Consider the following 20022-nt stretch of genomic DNA (forward strand, 5'->3'; position numbering starts at 1 on the left):
AGACGCCCGATGACCACCGCCCTGCTGCGCACCGCCGACGAACTGCACGCACGCGCGCGTGAAGGCCGCCGAGCCGTCGTGATGACCATGGGCGCCCTCCACGAGGGCCATGCCACGCTGATCCGCACCGCCCGCGAGATCGCCGGGGACCGGGGCGAAGTGGTCGTCACCGTCTTCGTGAACCCGCTCCAGTTCGGCAAGGGCGAGGACCTCGACCGCTACCCGCGCACCCTCGACGCCGACCTCAAGATCGCCGAGCAGGCGGGCGCGGACGTCGTGTTCGCCCCCGCCGTGGACGAGGTCTACCCCGGTGGCGAACCCCAGGTCCGCATCTCCGCGGGCCCCCTGGGCGAGCGCCTGGAGGGGGCCGTACGCCCCGGGCACTTCGACGGCATGCTCACCGTCGTCGCCAAGCTGCTCCACCTCACCCGGCCCGACGCGGCGCTGTACGGGCAGAAGGACGCCCAGCAGCTGGCGCTGATCCGGCGCATGGTGCGCGACCTGAACTTCGGCGTGGAGATCGTCGGCGTGCCCACCGTGCGCGAGGAGGACGGGCTCGCCCTCTCCAGCCGCAACCGCTACCTCTCGCCCGAGGAGCGGCGCACCGCGCTCGCCCTGTCGCAGGCGCTGTTCGCGGGCCGCGACCGGCACGCCGCCCAGGAGGCACTGCGCGCGCGTGCCCGCGAAGTGCCCGCCACGCGCGCGCGTGCCGAGGCCCTCAGCGCGATCGGTGAATCCCGCGCCGCCGCCGACGCGCACGCCGTGGCGAAGGCCGTCCCCGGCGGTCCCACGGGCGTTCGCGCCGCCGCCCGCCTGGTTCTCGACGAGGCGGCCCGCATGCAGCCGCCGCTGGTCCTGGACTACCTGGCCCTGGTCGATCCCTCCGACTTCACCGAGGTCGACGACGACTTCACCGGCGAGGCGGTCCTCGCCGTCGCCGCCCGGGTCGGGACGACCCGGCTGATCGACAACATCCCCCTCACCTTCGGAGCCGCCTCGTGACCGGCAAAGGCACAGGTACAGGTACAGGCACTGGCATACGACTGCACGCGCCCGCCCCCGGCTGGGCCCTCACCGCGGACGTCGTGGTCGTCGGCTCCGGGGTCGCGGGACTGACCGCGGCCCTCCGCTGCGAGGCCGCGGGCCTGAAGACCGTCGTCGTCACCAAGGCCCGCCTGGACGACGGTTCCACGCGCTGGGCGCAGGGCGGTATCGCCGCGGCCCTCGGCGAGGGCGACACCCCCGAGCAGCACCTCGACGACACCCTGGTGGCGGGCGCGGGCCTGTGCGACGAGGAGGCCGTACGCATTCTCGTCACCGAGGGCCCCGACGCCGTGCGCCGCCTGATCTCGACCGGCGCCCACTTCGACACCGACGACGAGGGCTCGATCGAACTCACCCGCGAGGGCGGCCACCACCGCCGCCGCATCGCGCACGCGGGCGGCGACGCGACCGGCGCGGAGATCTCCCGGGCCCTGGTCGAGGCGGTCCGCGCGCGCGGGCTGCGTACGGTCGAGAACGCGCTCGTCCTGGACCTCCTCACGGACGCCGACGGCCGCACCGCGGGCGTCACCCTGCACGTCATGGGAGAGGGCCAGCACGACGGCGTGGGAGCCGTCCACGCCCCCGCCGTGGTCCTCGCCACCGGCGGCATGGGCCAGGTCTTCTCGGCGACCACCAACCCGTCCGTGTCGACCGGTGACGGGGTCGCCCTGGCCCTGCGCGCCGGAGCCGAGATCTCCGACCTCGAATTCGTGCAGTTCCACCCGACCGTGCTCTTCCTCGGCCCCGACGCCGAGGGCCAGCAGCCGCTGGTCTCCGAGGCGGTACGCGGCGAGGGCGCCCACCTGGTCGACGCGGACGGCGTGCGCTTCATGGTCGGGCAGCACGAGCTGGCCGAGCTGGCGCCCCGGGACATCGTCGCCAAGGGCATCATGCGTCGCATGCAGGAGCAGGACGCCGAGCACATGTTCCTCGACGCCCGGCACTTCGGCGCCGACATGTGGGAGCACCGCTTCCCGACGATCCTGGCCGCCTGCCGCTCCCACGGCATCGACCCGGTGACCGAGCCCGTCCCGGTCGCCCCGGCCGCCCACTACGCCTCCGGGGGCGTCCGCACGGACGCGCGGGGCCGCAGCACGGTGCCCGGCCTGTACGCGTGCGGCGAGGTCGCCTGCACCGGCGTGCACGGCGCCAACCGGCTCGCCTCGAACTCCCTCCTGGAGGGCCTGGTCTACGCCGAGCGCATCGTGGCGGACATCGCGGAGAGCCAGGCGGAAAACGGCCTCCACGCGCGCGTGCCCGAGCCGATCGCGCACCCCGAGAAGCCCGCGCACCCGCTGCTCGCCCCGGAGTCACGGTTCGCGATCCAGCGGATCATGACGGACGGCGCGGGCGTCCTGCGCTCGGCCACGTCCCTCGCGACCGCCGCCGACCGCCTCCAGCAGCTGCACACCGACGCACGCGACGCCCTCGACGAGAACGGCAAGACCTCCGAGCCCGGCGTCGACACCTGGGAGGCCACCAACCTCCTGTGCGTGGCCCGGGTCCTGGTCGCCGCCGCCCGTCTCCGTGAGGAGACCCGAGGCTGCCACTGGCGCGAGGACCATGCAGACCGGGACGACTCGGACTGGCGCCGTCACATCGTCGTACGGCTGAATCCCGACCGGACCCTCGCGGTACGCACCACCGACACAGCAGACTTCCCCCCGACCCTCCCCCACGCTCGGCTCCGCTCGCGCGGGGGGACCCCCATGCCCCAGCCGGCGCCCCGTCCACAGGAGCAGTGACAGCAGTGAGCACCCCCGACCTTCCCCTCGCCCAGAGCGGCGGCTGCGGCGACGGCTGCGGCTGCGGCGCCGACATGGACGAGGCGTACCTGGAGTGCGGCCTCGACCCCGCGCTCGCCCAGCTCCTCGCCGACGCCGGTCTCGACCCCCTGGAGGTCGAGGACATCGCGAACGTGGCCATCCAGGAGGACCTCGACCACGGCGTGGACGTGACGACCGTCGCGACCATCCCCGAGGACGCCGTCTCCACCGCCGACTTCACCGCCCGCGACGCCGGCGTGGTCGCGGGCCTGCGGGTGGCCGAGGCGGTCATCTCCGTGGTCTGCACCGACGAGTTCGCGGTCGAGCGGCATGTCGACGACGGCGACCGCGTCGAGGCGGGCCAGAAGCTGCTGAGCGTCACCACGCGCACCCGTGACCTGCTCACGGCCGAACGCAGCGCGCTGAACCTCCTGTGCCGCCTGTCCGGCATCGCGACCGCCACGCGCGCGTGGGCGGACGTTCTGGAGGGCACCAAGGCCCGCGTGCGTGACACCCGCAAGACGACCCCGGGGCTGCGCTCCCTGGAGAAGTTCGCGGTGCGCTGCGGCGGCGGCGTCAACCACCGCATGTCGCTCTCGGACGCGGCCCTGGTGAAGGACAACCACGTGGTCGCCGCGGGTGGCGTGGCGCAGGCCTTCAAGGCCGTACGGGAGGCCTTCCCGGAGGTCCCGATCGAGGTCGAGGTCGACACCCTGCACCAGCTGCGCGAGGTCGTGGACGCGGGCGCCGACCTCATCCTTCTGGACAACTTCACGCCCGTCGAGTGCGAGGAGGCCGTCGCCCTCGTCGACGGCCGCGCCCTCCTGGAGGCCTCGGGCCGCCTCACCCTGGGCAACGGCGAGGCGTACGGCAGGACGGGCGTCGACTACCTGGCGGTGGGCGCCCTCACGCACTCCTCGCCGATCCTGGACATCGGCCTCGACCTGCGAGCGGCGGAGTAACCGCGACCATGCTGCTGACCATCGACGTAGGCAACACGCACACCGTCCTCGGCCTCTTCGACGGGGAGGAGATCGTCGAGCACTGGCGCATCTCCACGGACGCCCGCCGCACGGCCGACGAGCTCGCCGTGCTCCTCCAGGGCCTCATGGGCATGCACCCACTGCTCGGCGAGGAGCTCGGTGACGGCATCGACGGGATCGCCATCTGCGCCACCGTCCCGTCCGTGCTGCACGAGCTGCGCGAGGTGACCCGCCGCTACTACGGCGACGTTCCCGCCGTCCTCGTCGAGCCCGGCGTCAAGACGGGGGTGCCGATCCTCACCGACAACCCCAAGGAAGTCGGCGCGGACCGCATCATCAACTCGGTCGCGGCCGTCGAGCTCTACGGGGGGCCGGCGATCGTCGTCGACTTCGGTACGGCGACGACGTTCGACGCGGTCAGTGCACGGGGCGAGTACATCGGCGGTGTCATCGCTCCCGGTATCGAGATCTCCGTCGACGCGCTCGGCGTCAAGGGCGCGCAGCTCCGCAAGATCGAGGTGGCGCGGCCGCGCGCGGTCATCGGCAAGAACACCGTCGAGGCGATGCAGTCCGGCATCATCTACGGCTTCGCGGGGCAGGTCGACGGGGTCGTCAACCGTATGGCCCGCGAGCTCGCCGATGACCCCGACGAGGTCACGGTCATCGCCACGGGCGGACTGGCCCCGATGGTCCTCGGCGAGTCCTCGGTCATCGACGAACACGAGCCCTGGCTCACGCTGATCGGGCTCCGGCTGGTCTACGAGCGGAACGTGTCGCGTACGTGAGGCCGTTCAGGCCGAAGCAGGGGTCCGGGGGCGGCAGCCCCCAGGGGACGACGGGGGCTGCCGCCCGCTCGAGCGAAGTGAGTGAGAACGGGGGAGGGCAGGGGCGGCGGGGATGAAACCCAAGCCACGCCACATATGCCTGCTATGCGGATTTTGTCTGATTAGCGCGTATCGTCGGCGCATGCCCACGCCATACGGATCCCGCGGCGGCATGGCGTTCGGTGCGGAGGAGCTGCGTGTGCTCCGCCGCGCTCTCGCCCTCGCCGTGCACCCCAGCCCCGCCTCGGCCGAGGACGTCCAGGACTGCCTTCGTCTCGCCGAGTCCGTCGACGAGGCGGCCCACGAGGGAGCCAGGCTCCGGGCCTTTCTGCTGGCCGACCTCGCCCGCTACCGGGGCGCGCTGCCCGGCACCGCCGGCGGCTACCTCGTACTCCTGGAGGAGGCGCTCGGCAACGGCTACCGGCCCAACCCCGACGACCTCGCCGCACTCCGCGCGCTGCGCGGCAACCCGGCCGCGGCGGCCCTCCTGGACCGCTGCCGGGTGCTCGCCGAGCAGGACGTACGCGCCCGCCTGGCGGGCCATGCGGACGCACCCACGGTCCCGCGGTCCCGCACCCGCCTGCTGGCCCTCCCCGGAGGCCTGGCCTCCGACGAGCCCGCCAAGCCCGCGGAAAGGCCCGCCGCCGCTCCGAAGCCGAAGCCGGCCACAGAGCGCCCCATCCCCACCCCGGGCGAGGTCTTCCCCCCGAAGCGCAAGCCCGCACCGCCACCGGCGAACCCCCCTCAACAGCTCGCCGCGGGCTAGTTACTCTGGAGGCATGGACTATGTCTCCGCGCTCGTGCCCCCCGTAGTGATGGCCGTGTTCTTCATCTGGCTGATCGTGACGATCGTGAAGACCCAGGGCGGGGCCAACAAGTCCAAGGAGGACGCGGTGGTCGACGCCGCCCTCGCGCGCGCGGAGGGCGCCCGCCAGGTCTCCCGAGACATCAAGGGCTGAGCCCCGCCCGCACCGCGCAACTCATCGGCGTACGACTCATACGTTTTTCGAGTCGTACGCCCTTTTTGTTGCCGATCTCCCACTATTGTTCTGAACTGTGCCTCGCCCATTGGGAGAACTCGAAGACGCGGTCATGACGCGGGTGTGGAAGTGGAACCGCCCGGTCACCGTTCGAGAAGTCCTGGAAGACCTTCAGCAGGAACGGTCCATCGCGTACACCACGGTGATGACCGTTTTGGACAATCTCCATCAGAAGGGCTGGGTGCGCCGCGAAGCGGAAGGCCGGGCCTATCGATATGAGGCGGTCTCCACACGTGCCGCCTACGCGGCGGCACTGATGAACGATGCCTGGTCGCAGAGCGACAACCCCGCCGCCGCTCTCGTCGCCTTCTTCGGCATGATGTCCCCGGAACAGCGCGAAGCGCTGCGCGATGCCGTGCGTATGGTCCAAGGACCGGAAACCCCCGTGGCCGAGAAGCCGGCCGACAACCAGGCCGAGAAGCCTGCCGACAACCCGGCCGAGAAGCCTGCCGACAACCCGGCCGGGAACCCGGCGGACGAGAACCCCGCCGCCGACGAGGGCGACAGCGGGCGATAGCGTCCGCTCATGCCAGCAGAGCATCCCGCAGAGCTTCCGGCAGAGCGCCCCGAAGCCAGCGCAAAAGCCATCACTGTCCGGCGGGCCAGGACCAGCGATGTCCCGGCCGTGCGCCGGCTCCTTGACGCGAACGTTCGACGCGGCATCCTGCTCGACAAAGCGACGGTGACGCTTTACGAGGACATCCAGGAGTTCTGGGTCGCTGAACGCGACGACAACGCGGAGGTCGTCGGCTGCGGTGCGCTGCACGTGATGTGGGAAGACCTCGCGGAAGTCCGTACTCTCGCCGTGAACCCAGCGGTCAAGGGCGCCGGCGTCGGCCATCAGTTGCTGGAGAAGTTGCTGCACACCGCGCGCTGGCTCGGTGTTCGACGGGTTTTCTGTCTGACCTTCGAAGTCGACTTCTTCGCGAAGCACGGCTTCGTGGAGATCGGCGAGACACCCGTTGACACCGATGTCTACGCCGAGCTGTTGCGTTCCTATGACGAGGGCGTGGCGGAGTTCCTCGGTCTCGAACGAGTGAAACCGAACACCTTGGGCAACAGTCGGATGCTTCTGCACCTGTGATCGTCGGCGACTATTCCGGCGGACCGCCTTGCCCACGTTCCCTATGTCCGAAACGCGTACGTTTCCGGACTGCCAGTGCCCTGTGAGTCTCCCCCAGGGGTTTGTGTTTTTCCAGCAAAAGCGGTTTGCTTTCCGACGTACTGCAGTACTGCATATAACAGGGGACGCGAAACAGCGGCACACGCCGCGGCCCTCGGCCCTGAAGTTATCGATGAAAGGAAATCCGGTGGCACAGAAGGTTCAGGTCCTTCTTGTCGACGACCTCGACGGTGGCGAGGCCGACGAGACCGTGACGTTCGCGCTGGACGGCAAGACGTACGAAATCGATCTCACGACCGCCAATGCGGACAAGCTTCGTGGCCTTCTCGAGGCCTACGTGAAGGGTGGCCGTCGTACTGGAGGCCGTGCTTCGGGAGCACGTGGAAAGGCGCGCGTCGCTTCCGGTGGCAGCCAGGACACCGCGCAGATCCGCGCGTGGGCGAAGGAGAACGGCTACGAGGTCAACGACCGTGGCCGAGTTCCCGCGTCCATTCGTGAGGCCTACGAGAAGGCCAACGGCTGAGCGCACGCGCGCCGCAGCCTTACTCGGTGGCACTGCGTTGCCATCGTGTCCACGAGTCGTACGAGATCGGGGGCGCCCCCACCGCCCCCTCCGACCGCTCCGCCGCCCAGCGCCGACAGCGTCGGCAGCGTCGGCTCGACCTCGCAGCCAGGCTCCGGGGGCCGCAGCCAGACGGCGGCCCCCAGCAAGCCGCCCAGGCCCATGTCGGCCCCTCGGGCATCCGTCTGGCTCCCGTCGGCCCCTCCGGGCGGCGGTGGAGCCTCGATGCTCCCGCCCGCGCCGATCGCCGTGAGATCCAGCGCGAGAGCGCCCCACTCCAGCCAGTCGAGCAGCCCCGGCACCTCGTCCGCGCTTCCCGCGGCGACCAGGAGCCGCATCCGGTTGCCCTGCAGGACCACCGGAGACCCGGGCCCCAGATGCCGCAGCGCCGCGAATCCCGCCTCCGCCGGCACCTCCAGCACGTCGAAGCGCAGGCCGGTGGCAAGCCGTACCGGTGTGCCGGGCACTGCCGCCCAGCCCAGTTCGTTCTCGTACCACTGATGCACCAGATCCCAGTGATGCACCAGATCACTCGGACCGAGCGGCCGACGGGCGAGAGGGACGGTGGGAACCATGCCAGGAGCAACCGCCAGAAGGGCTCCGGAGTTACGCTGGGTATTCCAATGAATACGCAGAGTTCCGGAAATGGGGGCGTGCGGAGGCGTTCGGCGGCGCAAGGATGTTCGCCCATAGCGGAGGGAACCGGTGCGCGCCGCATGGAGTGTCAGTGCGTACGGGTAAGACATCCCTAGTGGGAGTGGGCGACACGCATGGCTCGGGCATCTCGCGTTCGCCATCGGCGTACAGATGGTGAGGGTATCTGCCTGGCCTGCGGGAACATCGTCTCGCACCATCAGGTTGGAGCATATGTCGGCGTTCGGGGTCAGGAGGCCAAGGACGGTGTCGGCAGTTGGAATGAGCGGTCCCCGCTTGCGGGACTAAGCTGCGGAAGGACAGGGAGGGGAGCGTCCCCTTACTGCCTGACCGCTCTGAGGAGCGATTAACGATGTTCGAGAGGTTCACCGACCGCGCGCGGCGGGTTGTCGTCCTGGCTCAGGAAGAAGCCCGGATGCTCAACCACAACTACATCGGCACCGAGCACATCCTCCTGGGCCTGATCCACGAGGGTGAGGGTGTCGCCGCTAAGGCCCTGGAGAGCCTCGGGATTTCGCTCGAGGCGGTCCGCCAGCAGGTGGAGGAGATCATCGGCCAGGGCCAGCAGGCCCCGTCCGGCCACATTCCCTTCACCCCTCGTGCCAAGAAGGTCCTGGAGCTGTCGCTCCGCGAGGCCCTTCAGCTGGGCCACAACTACATCGGCACGGAGCACATCCTGCTCGGCCTGATCCGCGAGGGCGAGGGCGTCGCCGCCCAGGTCCTGGTCAAGCTGGGCGCAGACCTCAACCGGGTGCGGCAGCAGGTGATCCAGCTGCTCTCCGGATACCAGGGCAAGGAGACCGCCACCGCAGGCGGTCCTGCCGAGGGCACCCCCTCCACGTCCCTGGTCCTCGATCAGTTCGGCCGGAACCTCACCCAGGCCGCTCGTGAGTCCAAGCTCGACCCGGTCATCGGGCGCGAGAAGGAGATCGAGCGGGTCATGCAGGTGCTGTCCCGCCGTACGAAGAACAACCCGGTCCTGATCGGTGAGCCCGGCGTCGGCAAGACCGCCGTCGTCGAGGGCCTCGCCCAGGCCATCGTCAAGGGCGAGGTGCCCGAGACCCTCAAGGACAAGCACCTCTACACCCTGGACCTCGGCGCGCTGGTGGCCGGTTCCCGCTACCGCGGTGACTTCGAGGAGCGCCTGAAGAAGGTGCTCAAGGAGATCCGCACCCGCGGCGACATCATCCTGTTCATCGACGAGCTTCACACGCTGGTCGGTGCGGGTGCCGCCGAGGGCGCCATCGACGCGGCTTCGATCCTGAAGCCGATGCTGGCCCGCGGTGAGCTCCAGACCATCGGTGCGACGACTCTCGACGAGTACCGCAAGCACCTCGAGAAGGACGCGGCCCTCGAGCGCCGCTTCCAGCCGATCCAGGTGGCGGAGCCTTCCCTCCCCCACACGATCGAGATCCTCAAGGGCCTGCGCGACCGTTACGAGGCACACCACCGCGTCTCCATCACGGACGAGGCTCTGGTCCAGGCCGCGACGCTCGCGGACCGCTACATCTCGGACCGGTTCCTCCCCGACAAGGCGATCGACCTGATCGACGAGGCGGGCTCCCGGATGCGCATCCGCCGGATGACCGCTCCGCCGGACCTCCGCGAGTTCGACGAGAAGATCGCGGGCGTGCGCCGCGACAAGGAGTCCGCGATCGACTCGCAGGACTTCGAGAAGGCCGCCTCCCTCCGCGACAAGGAGAAGCAGCTCCTGGCCGCGAAGGCCAAGCGGGAGAAGGAGTGGAAGGCCGGCGACATGGACGTCGTCGCCGAGGTCGACGGCGAGCTGATCGCCGAGGTCCTGGCCACCGCCACGGGCATCCCGGTCTTCAAGCTGACCGAGGAGGAGTCCTCGCGTCTGCTGCGCATGGAGGACGAGCTCCACAAGCGGGTCATCGGCCAGAAGGACGCCATCAAGGCGCTCTCGCAGGCGATCCGTCGTACGCGAGCGGGTCTGAAGGACCCGAAGCGTCCCGGTGGTTCCTTCATCTTCGCCGGCCCCTCGGGTGTCGGTAAGACGGAGCTGTCGAAGACCCTGGCGGAGTTCCTCTTCGGTGACGAGGACGCGCTGATCGCCCTCGACATGTCGGAGTTCAGCGAGAAGCACACGGTCTCGCGTCTCTTCGGTTCGCCCCCCGGCTACGTGGGCTACGAAGAGGGCGGCCAGCTGACGGAGAAGGTGCGTCGCAAGCCGTTCTCGGTGGTCCTCTTCGACGAGGTCGAGAAGGCCCACCCGGACATCTTCAACTCGCTGCTGCAGATCCTGGAGGACGGTCGCCTGACCGACTCCCAGGGCCGGGTCGTGGACTTCAAGAACACGGTCATCATCATGACGACCAACCTCGGCACCCGGGACATCTCCAAGGGCTTCAACCTCGGCTTCGCGGCCTCGGGTGACGTCAAGACCAACTACGAGCGTATGAAGACCAAGGTCAACGACGAGCTGAAGCAGCACTTCCGCCCGGAGTTCCTGAACCGTGTCGACGACACGGTGGTCTTCCACCAGCTCACCGAGGAAGACATCATCCAGATCGTCGACCTCATGATCGCCAAGGTGGACGAGCGGCTGAAGGACCGGGACATGGGCATCGAGCTCAGCCCGTCCGCCAAGTCGCTCCTTGCGAAGAAGGGTTACGACCCCGTCATGGGCGCCCGGCCGCTGCGCCGGACGATCCAGCGCGAGGTCGAGGACATCCTGTCCGAGAAGATCCTCTTCGGCGAGCTGCGTCCCGGCCACATCGTGGTCGTCGACACGGAGGGCGAGGGCGACGCCAAGACCTTCACCTTCCGGGGTGAGGAGAAGTCGGCGCTTCCCGACGTCCCGCCGATCGAGCAGGCGGCCGGCGGCGCCGGGCCCAACCTGAGCAAGGACGCGTAACCTCCGGGTTCGCTGAACAGAGGGGCTGCCCTGGGACTTCGGTCCTGGGGCAGCCCCTTCTCTGTGTGCCGGCGTTACGTGAAGTCGGCCCGGACACCGACCGGTTCGCCTCCGAGGACGCGCACCGGGCGAGCACCTGTCAGGGTCACCTGGAGGTCTGGCAGCGTGTGCAGTTCGCGTAGATCCAGTTCCTCGTCGCGTTTCTCCGTCTGAAAGCCGAGCGAAAGGCGGGAGAGGGCCGGGAATATCGAGGGCAGGACGCCCACGTCACCCCAGTCACCGATCCCGGTGAGCCGCAGGTTCGTGACGCGGGGCAGTGGGCGCACGTGGCGCAGGTCGGACAGGGAGCGGACCGATGTCTCGACGTGGCTGATCCGGTCCGCGTCACGTACGCAGTCCCAGAACCTGGTGGGGGACAGCGGGCAGGGCAGGGTGATGTCGGTGAGTGACTGCCAGGCCTCAAGGCCCGTGGTGTCCAGCAGCCGTTGTCCGGGCAGCTCGAGGCGGGTGACGGTCGGGTGGGCGGGGATGGATGCCACCGTCGTGAGGTGGGGAGCGGTGAGTGTCAGACCCCTGAGTCCGGGGACGGCTCGTACGTGGTCCAGCGCATCGGCGGGAAGCGGCTGGAGGCTGAGATGGATGGAGTTCAGAGAAGACATCTGAGCCAGGGATGAGACGTCCGTGAGTGACGGGCAGGACGACAAGGTCAGCTTGTTCAGGCACTCTTCCTGAGCGTCCAGGAAGGCCAGGTCCTCCAGGACAGGCATTCGGTGCAGAACCAGTGTCCGGACCTTCGGAAAGGGAGCTTCTTGGAGTTCCTTCGACGAGAAGGGCCCGGTGAGCGTGAGGTTGTTGGCGCCGGGCAGCAGGCGCAGCAGCGACAGTTGCTCTTTGGTGGCCACCGGCAGGGGAAGGTGGGCCAGCAGACGCACGTGTCCGAGGACCTCACGCGCGTACTCCTCGGTGGGAAAATTGGCCCACGCGCTGACGAGCCGCGAGATCGCCGAGGGCCTCGTATGTGGGCTGGAGACCAGGTGACGCACATAGGGAATGGCCTCGGCTCCTCCGATTCTGCCAACGAGTTGTGCGACCCGGTACTGCTGCTGACTGTTCGCCAGTTCGTGGGCTGAGGGAAGGAACTCGAGGGCGTAGGGACCCAGCCGCGCCAGATGGACGGTCTGTGTTCCGGTGATGGAGGAGGTGTAGGAGGAGACCAGCTCGGCGATGTGACCGCGAATGCGGTCGCGCAAATCCCCCTCCAGCCATGCCGCGTGCTCCGAGCAGAGTGCGGTGAGGACGTAGAGCTGGGTGCGCAAGGGCCCCGGAGTGGCCGGTGCCTCCGCCTTGGCGAGGAGTCCGGTCAGCAACTCCCTGATTTCACGGCGGCAATGGCCCGACGCCAGCAGGATGACGTCCTGCCACAGTTCGTCGTCGGCATTGCGGACGAGTTCCTTCAGGGAGCCGCTTTCGACGAGTTCCTTGGCGGCGAGGAAGTCCTGGAACGTGCGGTGGATGAACTGGTAGGAATCCGCGGCGCGTTCCTGGAGCAGGCCCGAGCGGTTGAGGAGGTGCGTGAGGACGTCTTCGGTCGTGCCTTGGCCCCGTACGCGTTCCATGCCCGCCAGGGCGGCTTCGAGTTGGGGACGGGCCTGGGTGCGGGTGAATTCGGACTGGCCGCAGCGGACCAGCCAGACCGCGATGCGCTGGAGGATCTGGTGATGCTCCTCGACGGACATGGTGATGCCGTCGGGCGCGTCCACTCGGCGGCGCTTGTCGCGGTTGCCGAGGAGCATCTCCAGGGCCGACTGGTACAGCTTGAAGCGGGTTTCCGGAAGAAATCCCTGCAGGCGGCGGTGGAGTGCGCAGATCACCGCGCACAGGAGTGGCGTGCGGGCCAGGTCGCTGAGAGAGGGATTGTGGCGGAACTGCTGGGACAGGTCCTTTTCCAGTTCGCGCAGCAGGTCGTGGTCGTCGTCGCCCAGGCGGGCGGCGCGGTGCCAGGCCTTGATGAAGGTCTGGATGTCGTCGTCGCGCATCGGCAGGAGGCGTAACTCCTCGAACTGCTCCGACTCGAGCCAGTCGGGCTCGACGGCGAGGGGACGTACGGTGGCGACGCAGCGCGTGCCCGGGTAGCGCCGCAGCAGGGCGGACAGCCAGCGGTGCGCTTCCTCGCGGTCGGTCTGCGGGACCTCGTCCAGGCCGTCGACGAGCAGGAGGGCGCGTCCCGCGCGCAGGACCCGGCCCACCCAGCCGTCGGGCGGCTCGTCGATCACCAGTTTTGCCGCGTGCGGGAGTTGGGACGGGGGCGGGAAGTCCACACGCTGGGCGCGCAGGGTCCGCAGGGGGACGATGAGGGGGACGAGGCCGTTGAGCCCGGCCAGGCTGGGGCCGTGGGTGCCCGCGGCGGAGTGGGCGGCCAGCCACCACACCAGCGTCGTCTTGCCGGCGCCCGCGTCACCGCGCAGCAGGACGCGGGGGCGGGTGGACATGAGCGTATCGACGCGCAGCGGGGTGCGGCTCGTCCGGGACGACCTCTGCCGCGTCGTTGTGGTGTCCAGGTTGCGCGCGTCGGCCTCCGAGATGCGGGTCGCCGCCTCCAGGCTCAGATACGCGGTGTCCAGGTCCCATTCGGATTCACGACGACCGAGATCGTCCAGACCGAAGATCTTGGTGTTGCGATAGGCGGCGCCGACGGCCTGCGCGTACTCCGCTTCGTACTGGCGGTCCAGTGGATGGTGATGACTGATCGGCTCGCTGTGCGGCAGGTCGTACGGCATGTCCGTCAGGTCACTGATCAAAGTGCCCTCGGCGCGGAGGTGAGCGCGCCCGCGGGGGATGGTGCCGACGATGCCGAGCAGGACGTCGCCCGCGAAGACGGGGGACCCGGACAGGCCTGCCAACGGGGAGGGGCCGTCGGGGAGTTCGGCGGCGGGCGGCTGGTCGAAGGCGAAGGTGAGGACGGAGCGGGGGCGGGCCGCGGCCGGCAGGACCGTGCCCGCGTACTGGTCGGAGGCGAGGTGACCTGCCGGGCCTCGCCGCTGAATGTCCGGGTAGCCGATGGTCTCGCACTGCGGGAGGGGCCGGGTGGTGTCCAGGTGGCCGATGCGGACGTGGGAGGTGCAGGGCAGGTCGGCGTTCGTGAGCAGCAGGGCCGCGTCCAGCCCGGCGTCCTGCCAGATGACCTGGGCGGTGATCGGCTCGGCGCGGCCGGGATGGGCGATCGCGGGTGCCGGGTTGTCGCCGACGACGTGGGCGCAGGTGAGGACGAGGCGGCTGTTGAGCGCGACTCCGCTGCCCTGTGCCTGACCCAGTACGACCACCGCGCGGTCGGCCGGACCGGCGGCCGGGGTCATCGCGCCGCGGGCGGGTTGGGTACCTGGCCGAAGGCAGAGGTGCTGCCCTGGCGCTCGTTGCCGACCTGCCACGGGGCGTTGGTGCGCGCGTCCCGTGGGGTGAGGGTGAAGGCGACGCGGTGTGTTCGGCCCGTCTCGCGCGAGGCGTCGGCTCCGGCCTCGACGACCCAGGCTTTGACCTTGCCGCCTCCCTTCACCTCCTTGCGCAGCTCAAGCGTGAATTCCATCTCGATGGCGCCGACCTCGAACGACACGGGCTGACCCGATGCCCGTGTCGCAGCCTCGATGAGTTGGTCGCGGACCGAGGCGATGGCGTCGGAGAGTTCGATGCCGTCCAGGTCGGTTGCGCGCGGCGAAGTGGCGGTCATGATCCCCCGGTATCCCTCAGGTGCCGTTCAAGTAGCTGGATTTTACGGGGTGTTGAGGTGCGTGCGAACGGTGTTGAGGGAGTCGAGCGGGGTGAGGTTCACGGCCGATGGCCTCCTGTGCGACCCGGGACAAGTGATGCATGGTGCCGAGCGTTGCGCAGAGTGATCTTTACGCGCGGGCGAACCATGTCACGTCATCCGAACGGATGGGTGACGAAGCCGCGGACACCGTGGGGCTGCGCGACGCCCCCGGCGCCGTCGGATCCATCGGGCCTCCTCATGAGCCCTGAGGCAGGGCAGCGGAGTAGCCCCCGTCACATCCGAAGGCCCCTCGATCTTGTGGGCCGGTGACATGTCGCACAGGCGATTTGTCCGTTACTAGGGTGGATAGTGGGGTGCTCTGAGGGGACAAAAGGGACTTTCGTCCCGGAGTCCGAGTGCGGCTTCCAGTGTCGCGAGTGGTGGGCCGACAGGGGCGGGGATCGGGCCGGGTTCGAGCTCTCTAAGTGGGATTAAACCCCCCTTCATGGAAAAAATCCGGAAGTTCCGGTACGGGGTGGGAGGTCTGTCAAGGACCCGGAATTTTTTGGGTGAAGTACGACCTTTCCTCGTAGATCGCGATTTTGGGGATCTGCGGGGGCGGGGGTTACCAAGGAATGGCCATCCGGCGGCCGACTGTGTGCCGGGTGGTTTCTGAGTCCCTGTCCCCGTCCCCGCGAGGTCCCCATGTCGAAGCGCGTCACGTCCCGTCACTCCCGTACGTCCCTGATCCGCACCCGGGCGGCCGTCCTTGTCGTCGGTCTCGGAGCCTCGGCCGTACTGGGCGCCGGGGTCGCGACCGCCGCCGACACCCTCAGCAGCGCCGGAGCGGTCACGGTGACGAACGCCGTGCAGACGCAGGCCGCCGCTCAGGCCAAGGCCGCCACCGCCGCCAAGACCGCCGCCGCGACGAAGGCCGCCGCCAAGGTCAAGCAGGCCGCCGCCGTGACGGCCGCCTCCTGGGTCGACCCGGTGAAGAAGTACGCGCTGTCCGCCAGCTTCAACCAGGCCGGTGGCATGTGGGCCCACAAGCACTCCGGCCAGGACTTCGCCGTGCCGCAGGGCACCGAGGTCGTCGCCGCGCACGGCGGCACCGTCGTGAAGGCCGGCGGCAATGGGGCCGGCGACGGTCCCGCCTACGGCAACGCCATCGTCATCAAGCACGGCAATGGGACCTACTCGCAGTACGCCCACCTGTCGCGGATAGACGTGAAGGTCGGCCAGGTCGTCGCCACCGGTCAGCACATCGCGCTGTCCGGCAACACCGGCAACTCCAGTGGGCCGCACCTGCACTTCGAGATCCGTACGACCCCGAACTACGGGTCGGCCATCGACCCCGTCGCCTTCCTGCACTCCAAGGGCGTGACTGTCTAACTCTCAGGACGCGGCGGCGTCTCCGTGCGCCTGCGTCACCAAGTCGATCGCGACCTCCAGGACCGCCTTGCGCTTGTCCTCGGGGTCGCCTTCGACGTCCTTGAGGACGAACATCCCGGCGTGCATCGTGAAGAGCGCGCTGACGCAGCGGACCTGGTCGGTCAGGGGCGAGTCCGGCTCCCTGATGATGTCGAGCATGCTGAGCATGCGGTCCTTGAACGTCTCGCCGACGCTCAGCTCGCGCACCGTCGCCTGGTTCTCCTGCATGAAGCGGAAGAGCGGGGCCGCGCCGGTGAGGGCCTCGCTGTAGCGGCGCAGCACCTCCTGCTTGGTCTCCAGGGAGTGCGGCTGCTGCTTGCCCCAGTCGATCAGCTCGTCGAGCGGCCTCGTCAGGTCCTCGAAGAGGCTGATGAGGATCTCTTCCTTGGTCTTGAAGTGGTAGTAGAGCGCCGCCTTGGTGACGTCGAGGTGCTCGGCGATCTCGCGCAGCGAGGTCTTCTCGTAGCCCTGCTCGGAGAAGAGTTCGAGGGCCACGTCCTGGATGCGCTGGCGAGTGTCGCCGCGGCGCTGTCGCTTGGTGCCGTCCATGGTGCCGCCCATCCTCGTACTTCCTGCGCTCCCTGAAAACTTACCTGTCGCCCGGCTAGTGAAACTACTTAAACTTACTTGACGCCCGGCTAGTTACGGGACTACTTTCCCTGAGTGTAGTCAACTTGCCGGTCGGCAAGTAAGTAGCCGGACGGCGGCAGCGGTACCTAGGGGAGTGGAAACGATGGCGGACAACACAGAGACGGTCGTACAGACCGAGAAACAGCCACGCAGCGTACGAGTCGTGCTGCTCGCGCTCATGATCGCGATGCTGCTGGCGATGCTCGACAACATGATCGTGGGCACGGCGATGCCGACGATCGTCGGCGATCTGGGCGGCCTCGAACACCTGTCGTGGGTCGTCACCGCGTACACGCTCGCGACCGCCGCCTCGACCCCCATCTGGGGCAAGCTCGGCGACATGTACGGGCGCAAGGGCGCCTTCATGACCTCGATCGTGCTCTTCCTGATCGGGTCCGCGCTCAGCGGCATGGCCCAGGACATGGGCCAGCTCATCGGGTTCCGCGCCATTCAGGGTCTCGGCGCCGGTGGTCTGATGGTCGGCGTCATGGCGATCATCGGTGACCTGATTCCGCCGCGGGAGCGCGGCAAGTACCAGGGCATGATGGCCGGCGTGATGGCGTTCGCCATGATCCTCGGACCGCTGGTCGGCGGCACCATCACCGACCACTGGGGCTGGCGCTGGTCCTTCTACATCAACCTGCCCCTCGGCGTCGTCGCGCTGATCGCTGTCAGCGCCGTACTGCACCTGCCGAAGAAGCGGGTCGAGGCGAAGATCGACTATCTCGGCGCCGGACTGCTGGCCCTCGGCATCTCGTCCATCGTGCTGGTGACCACCTGGGGCGGGAGCGAGTACGCCTGGGGCTCCGCCAGGATCATGGAGCTGATCGGCATCGGGGTCGCCTCGCTCGTGGGCTTCGTCTTCTGGCAGACCAAGGCCGCCGCTCCGATCATGCCGCTGCACATCTTCCGCAGCCGCAACTTCACGCTGATGTCGATCATCGGCTTCATCACCGGCTTCGTGATGTTCGGCGCGGTGCTCTTCCTGCCGCTGTACCAGCAGTCCGTGCAGGGCGCGTCCGCCACCAACTCCGGGCTGCTGCTCCTGCCGATGCTCGGCGCGATGCTCGCCGTCTCGATGGTCGCCGGGCGGGTCACCACCAACAGCGGCCGGTACAAGGTCTTTCCGCTCGTCGGCAGTGTGCTGATGATCGTGGGGCTGTTCCTGCTCGCGCAGATGGACACCGAGACGACGCGACTGACGTCCGGGCTGTACATGGCGGTGCTCGGTGCCGGCATGGGCTGCCTGATGCAGATCACCATGCTGGTCGCGCAGAACAGCGTCGAGATGAAGGACATGGGCGTCGCGTCCTCGTCGACCACCCTGTTCCGGACCCTGGGGTCCTCCTTCGGCGTCGCCATCATGGGCGCGCTGTTCAACCACCGGGTGCAGGACGTGATGGCCGAGCGGGCCGGGGCGATCGGGTCCAAGGTGACCGAGCAGTCCGCGACGCTCGACGCGGCGAGTCTGGCGAAGCTGCCCGCGGTGGCCCGGGAGGCCTACCAGCACGCTGTCTCCTCCGGTACGCACTCGGCGTTCCTGCTCGGGTCCGTGGTGGCTGTGGTCGCCCTTGTCGCGGCGGTGTTCGTGAAGGAGGTTCCGCTGAAGGGGGCGGGGCCGGCTGCGGCCAAGCCGGTCGAGGACGCGGCGGGCGACTTGCCGTCGAAGGAAACCGTGACCGAGACGGTCTGACCCTCTCTGGTCCGAAGGCCCCCGGCGTTGTCCGCCCCGGGGGCCTTCTTCTGTACGTGGCTGGGGTGCGCCTGCGGCGGGCCTTCGCCCCCTCCGCCCCTGCCCTTCCCGCCCCTGCCCTTCCCGTCGGCGCCCAGAACCAGCCCGACGTCGAGCTGACCCTGATGGTTCCCGGGCCGCCCGCGATGGACCCCGAGTCCGCCGAGATGATGAAGAAGCTCGTCGCCAAGGGCGTCCTCGGGGCGGGCGCGCTGACCCGCACCTCGCGCTACTTCGCCGAGTTCGGCAGCATCGGATAGCTCCCCGTGTTCGTCGGCGCGTGCTCCGGCAGCCACAGCACCGCGACCGCGCCCTCGGCGGGTACGTCCTCCGGTGCGCCGGCGGGCCGCACGTTGCGGAAGGTCAGGCGGGCGCCCAGCACCCGGGCCTGGCCCGCCGCGATGGTGAGACCGAGCCCGTGGCCGTGGCCCGCGCGGTCGGTGCTGCCCGTGCGGAAGCGGCTCGGGCCCTCGGCGAGGAGTGCTTCGGGGAAGCCGGGGCCGTGGTCGCGGACGCGGATGACACGGCCCTCGACGGTGACCTCGATGGGGGGTTTGCCGTGCCGGGAGGCGTTGGCGAGGAGGTTGAGCAGGACCCGCTCCAGGCGGCGCGGGTCCGTCGTGACCTCCGACTCGTGCACCACGCGCACCTCGACGTCCGCGCCCTTCGCGGCCACCCGCCGCGTCACGAACTCGCCGAGCAGGATGTCCTGCAACTCGGCCCGCTCGGACGCGCCGTCGAGCCGCGCGACCTCCAGGACGTCCTCGACGAGGGTGCGCATGGCCTGCGCGCGGTCCCGGACGAGTTCGGTGGGGCGGCCGGGCGGCAGGAGTTCCGCCGCCGTCAGCAACCCGGTCACGGGCGTACGCAGCTCGTGCGCGATGTCCGCGGTCACCCGGCGCTCGGCCTCGATGCGCTGCTGGAGCGCGTCCGCCATCGCGTCCACGGCCCGTGCGAGATCGTCGGTCTCGTCGCGTACGACACCGCCGATCGCGTCCCGTACGCGTACGTCGGTGTCGCCCCTGGCGACCTGGTTCGCCGCGGCCGCGGCCTTGCGCAGCCGGCGCGACAGCTGGCCGCCGATGAGCACGCCGAGCGCGCTGCCGCCGAAGACGACCGCGATGGAGCCGATGATGAGGGCCTGGTCGAGGTCCTTCATGACGTCCGCGTTGCGGTCCGTGAACCGCTCGTGCCAGGACAGCACCCGGCCGTCCCTGAGCGGTACGGCGGCCCAGATGTCGGGCACGCCGTTCGAACCCTCGGAGACGTAGGTCGCCCGCCGTCCCTGCGACACCTTCTCCAGCAGGTCCGCCGGGATGGCCGGATCGTCGAGCCTGGCCCCGAAGGGGGGCGGCCGGCCGGGCCCGAACACGCGCTGCGCGAGCTGGATGCGCTCGTCCGCCAGGTCGCGCGAGTTGTCGAGCATCGACACGCGCGCCGCGTTGTGCACGACCAGGCTCAGTGCGACCGCGACCAGGGCGCCGACCAGTGCGATGGCCGTGCTGAGCTTCCACCGGATGCCGGTGCGGATGCCCCCGGACACATCGGTGCCACTGCCCGCGCCCGCTCTCCTGCCGCCCGGAACCAGGCGCCGAAAAATCCCCCGCATACCC

The 20022-nt window shown here is 69.3% G+C and carries 17 protein-coding genes and 1 pseudogene; 13 read left to right on the forward strand and 5 right to left on the reverse strand.

The window, feature by feature from the left end; genetic code table 11:
* Positions 1-9 precede the first annotated feature (9 nt).
* The 9 genes from panC to ACZ4WS_RS24850 all read left to right on the forward strand — a co-directional run bounded on the left by panC (position 10) and on the right by ACZ4WS_RS24850 (position 7303).
* Positions 10-1002: a pantoate--beta-alanine ligase gene (panC, locus tag ACZ4WS_RS24810; RefSeq protein ID WP_467983402.1), complete on the forward strand. Its 993-nt coding sequence runs from the start codon at positions 10-12 to the stop codon at positions 1000-1002.
* A complete protein-coding gene (locus tag ACZ4WS_RS24815) occupies positions 999-2789 on the forward strand; it encodes an L-aspartate oxidase (RefSeq protein ID WP_467983404.1) in 1791 nt (596 codons plus the stop codon). Before panC ends, ACZ4WS_RS24815 begins: the two co-directional genes overlap by 4 nt.
* A gap of 5 nt (positions 2790-2794) precedes the next feature.
* On the forward strand, positions 2795-3772 hold the full coding sequence (nadC, locus tag ACZ4WS_RS24820; protein ID WP_467983406.1) for a carboxylating nicotinate-nucleotide diphosphorylase: 978 nt from the start codon (positions 2795-2797) through the stop codon (positions 3770-3772).
* A gap of 8 nt (positions 3773-3780) precedes the next feature.
* Positions 3781-4578 carry a type III pantothenate kinase gene (locus tag ACZ4WS_RS24825; protein ID WP_467983408.1) on the forward strand — a complete coding sequence of 266 codons (798 nt, stop codon included), beginning with the start codon at positions 3781-3783 and terminating at the stop codon, positions 4576-4578.
* 211 nt (positions 4579-4789) lie between these two features.
* Positions 4790-5383, forward strand: coding sequence for a hypothetical protein (locus ACZ4WS_RS24830; RefSeq protein WP_467983503.1), 594 nt, complete (start codon positions 4790-4792; stop codon positions 5381-5383).
* 13 nt (positions 5384-5396) lie between these two features.
* Positions 5397-5576, forward strand: coding sequence for a hypothetical protein (locus tag ACZ4WS_RS24835; RefSeq protein ID WP_467983410.1), 180 nt, complete (start codon positions 5397-5399; stop codon positions 5574-5576).
* A 133-nt stretch (positions 5577-5709) separates the two neighbouring features.
* The gene (locus tag ACZ4WS_RS24840) at positions 5710-6174 is read left to right on the forward strand and encodes a BlaI/MecI/CopY family transcriptional regulator (protein ID WP_467983506.1); all 465 of its coding nucleotides are present in this window, start codon (positions 5710-5712) and stop codon (positions 6172-6174) included.
* A gap of 9 nt (positions 6175-6183) precedes the next feature.
* Entirely contained in the window at positions 6184-6741 is a 558-nt protein-coding gene (locus ACZ4WS_RS24845; protein WP_467983412.1) for an amino-acid N-acetyltransferase, read from the forward strand.
* Between the two features lie 226 nt (positions 6742-6967).
* Positions 6968-7303: a histone-like nucleoid-structuring protein Lsr2 gene (locus ACZ4WS_RS24850; RefSeq protein ID WP_467983413.1), complete on the forward strand. Its 336-nt coding sequence runs from the start codon at positions 6968-6970 to the stop codon at positions 7301-7303.
* Here the strand turns inward: ACZ4WS_RS24850 and ACZ4WS_RS24855 are convergent.
* Complete coding sequence (locus ACZ4WS_RS24855; protein WP_467983414.1) at positions 7282-7917, reverse strand: SCO3374 family protein; 636 nt, start codon at positions 7915-7917, stop codon at positions 7282-7284. The genes ACZ4WS_RS24850 and ACZ4WS_RS24855 overlap by 22 nt on opposite strands.
* A gap of 431 nt (positions 7918-8348) precedes the next feature.
* On the opposite strand from ACZ4WS_RS24855, the gene ACZ4WS_RS24860 reads away from it, so the two are divergent.
* Positions 8349-10874: an ATP-dependent Clp protease ATP-binding subunit gene (locus tag ACZ4WS_RS24860; RefSeq protein ID WP_467983415.1), complete on the forward strand. Its 2526-nt coding sequence runs from the start codon at positions 8349-8351 to the stop codon at positions 10872-10874.
* A gap of 74 nt (positions 10875-10948) precedes the next feature.
* On the opposite strand, the gene ACZ4WS_RS24865 is transcribed toward ACZ4WS_RS24860, so the two are convergent.
* Positions 10949-14227, reverse strand: a complete 3279-nt coding sequence (locus ACZ4WS_RS24865) for an NACHT domain-containing protein (RefSeq protein WP_467983417.1) — start codon at positions 14225-14227, stop codon at positions 10949-10951.
* Positions 14224-14595, reverse strand: coding sequence for a trypco2 family protein (locus tag ACZ4WS_RS24870; protein ID WP_327430637.1), 372 nt, complete (start codon positions 14593-14595; stop codon positions 14224-14226). The genes ACZ4WS_RS24865 and ACZ4WS_RS24870 overlap by 4 nt, the downstream gene beginning before the upstream one ends.
* Before the next feature lie 726 nt (positions 14596-15321).
* Here ACZ4WS_RS24870 and ACZ4WS_RS24875 point away from each other — a divergent pair.
* On the forward strand, positions 15322-16008 hold the full coding sequence (locus ACZ4WS_RS24875) for a M23 family metallopeptidase (RefSeq protein ID WP_467983419.1): 687 nt from the start codon (positions 15322-15324) through the stop codon (positions 16006-16008).
* Between the two features lie 3 nt (positions 16009-16011).
* Here ACZ4WS_RS24875 and ACZ4WS_RS24880 read toward each other — a convergent pair whose 3' ends face one another.
* Positions 16012-16608, reverse strand: a complete 597-nt coding sequence (locus ACZ4WS_RS24880; protein WP_467983421.1) for a TetR/AcrR family transcriptional regulator — start codon at positions 16606-16608, stop codon at positions 16012-16014.
* A 172-nt stretch (positions 16609-16780) separates the two neighbouring features.
* Between ACZ4WS_RS24880 and ACZ4WS_RS24885 the strand changes: the two genes are divergently transcribed.
* Positions 16781-18370 (forward strand): MDR family MFS transporter, encoded by a 1590-nt coding sequence (locus ACZ4WS_RS24885; protein WP_467983424.1) that lies wholly within the window; start codon positions 16781-16783, stop codon positions 18368-18370.
* A 119-nt stretch (positions 18371-18489) separates the two neighbouring features.
* Positions 18490-18627 (forward strand): annotated as a pseudogene (locus tag ACZ4WS_RS24890) (VOC family protein); the annotation flags it as partial.
* Positions 18628-18638: 11 nt separating this feature from the next.
* Here the strand turns inward: ACZ4WS_RS24890 and cseC are convergent.
* Positions 18639-20018: a two-component system sensor histidine kinase CseC gene (gene cseC, locus ACZ4WS_RS24895; protein ID WP_467983426.1), complete on the reverse strand. Its 1380-nt coding sequence runs from the start codon at positions 20016-20018 to the stop codon at positions 18639-18641.
* Positions 20019-20022: the final 4 nt, after the last annotated feature.

The sequence above is a fragment of the Streptomyces sp. NPDC029292 genome (genome assembly GCF_055569295.1).

Coding starts and splice junctions, on each gene's coding strand:
- ACZ4WS_RS24885 (WP_467983424.1), top strand. CDS start 16,781: ATGGCGGACAACACAGAGACGGTCGTACAGACCGAGAAACAGCCACGC.
- ACZ4WS_RS24855 (WP_467983414.1), bottom strand. CDS start 7,917: ATGGTTCCCACCGTCCCTCTCGCCCGTCGGCCGCTCGGTCCGAGTGAT.
- panC (WP_467983402.1), top strand. CDS start 10: ATGACCACCGCCCTGCTGCGCACCGCCGACGAACTGCACGCACGCGCG.
- ACZ4WS_RS24860 (WP_467983415.1), top strand. CDS start 8,349: ATGTTCGAGAGGTTCACCGACCGCGCGCGGCGGGTTGTCGTCCTGGCT.
- ACZ4WS_RS24845 (WP_467983412.1), top strand. CDS start 6,184: ATGCCAGCAGAGCATCCCGCAGAGCTTCCGGCAGAGCGCCCCGAAGCC.
- ACZ4WS_RS24870 (WP_327430637.1), bottom strand. CDS start 14,595: ATGACCGCCACTTCGCCGCGCGCAACCGACCTGGACGGCATCGAACTC.
- ACZ4WS_RS24840 (WP_467983506.1), top strand. CDS start 5,710: ATGACGCGGGTGTGGAAGTGGAACCGCCCGGTCACCGTTCGAGAAGTC.
- cseC (WP_467983426.1), bottom strand. CDS start 20,018: ATGCGGGGGATTTTTCGGCGCCTGGTTCCGGGCGGCAGGAGAGCGGGC.
- ACZ4WS_RS24875 (WP_467983419.1), top strand. CDS start 15,322: ATGTCGAAGCGCGTCACGTCCCGTCACTCCCGTACGTCCCTGATCCGC.
- ACZ4WS_RS24825 (WP_467983408.1), top strand. CDS start 3,781: ATGCTGCTGACCATCGACGTAGGCAACACGCACACCGTCCTCGGCCTC.
- ACZ4WS_RS24835 (WP_467983410.1), top strand. CDS start 5,397: ATGGACTATGTCTCCGCGCTCGTGCCCCCCGTAGTGATGGCCGTGTTC.
- ACZ4WS_RS24830 (WP_467983503.1), top strand. CDS start 4,790: ATGGCGTTCGGTGCGGAGGAGCTGCGTGTGCTCCGCCGCGCTCTCGCC.
- ACZ4WS_RS24865 (WP_467983417.1), bottom strand. CDS start 14,227: ATGACCCCGGCCGCCGGTCCGGCCGACCGCGCGGTGGTCGTACTGGGT.
- ACZ4WS_RS24880 (WP_467983421.1), bottom strand. CDS start 16,608: ATGGGCGGCACCATGGACGGCACCAAGCGACAGCGCCGCGGCGACACT.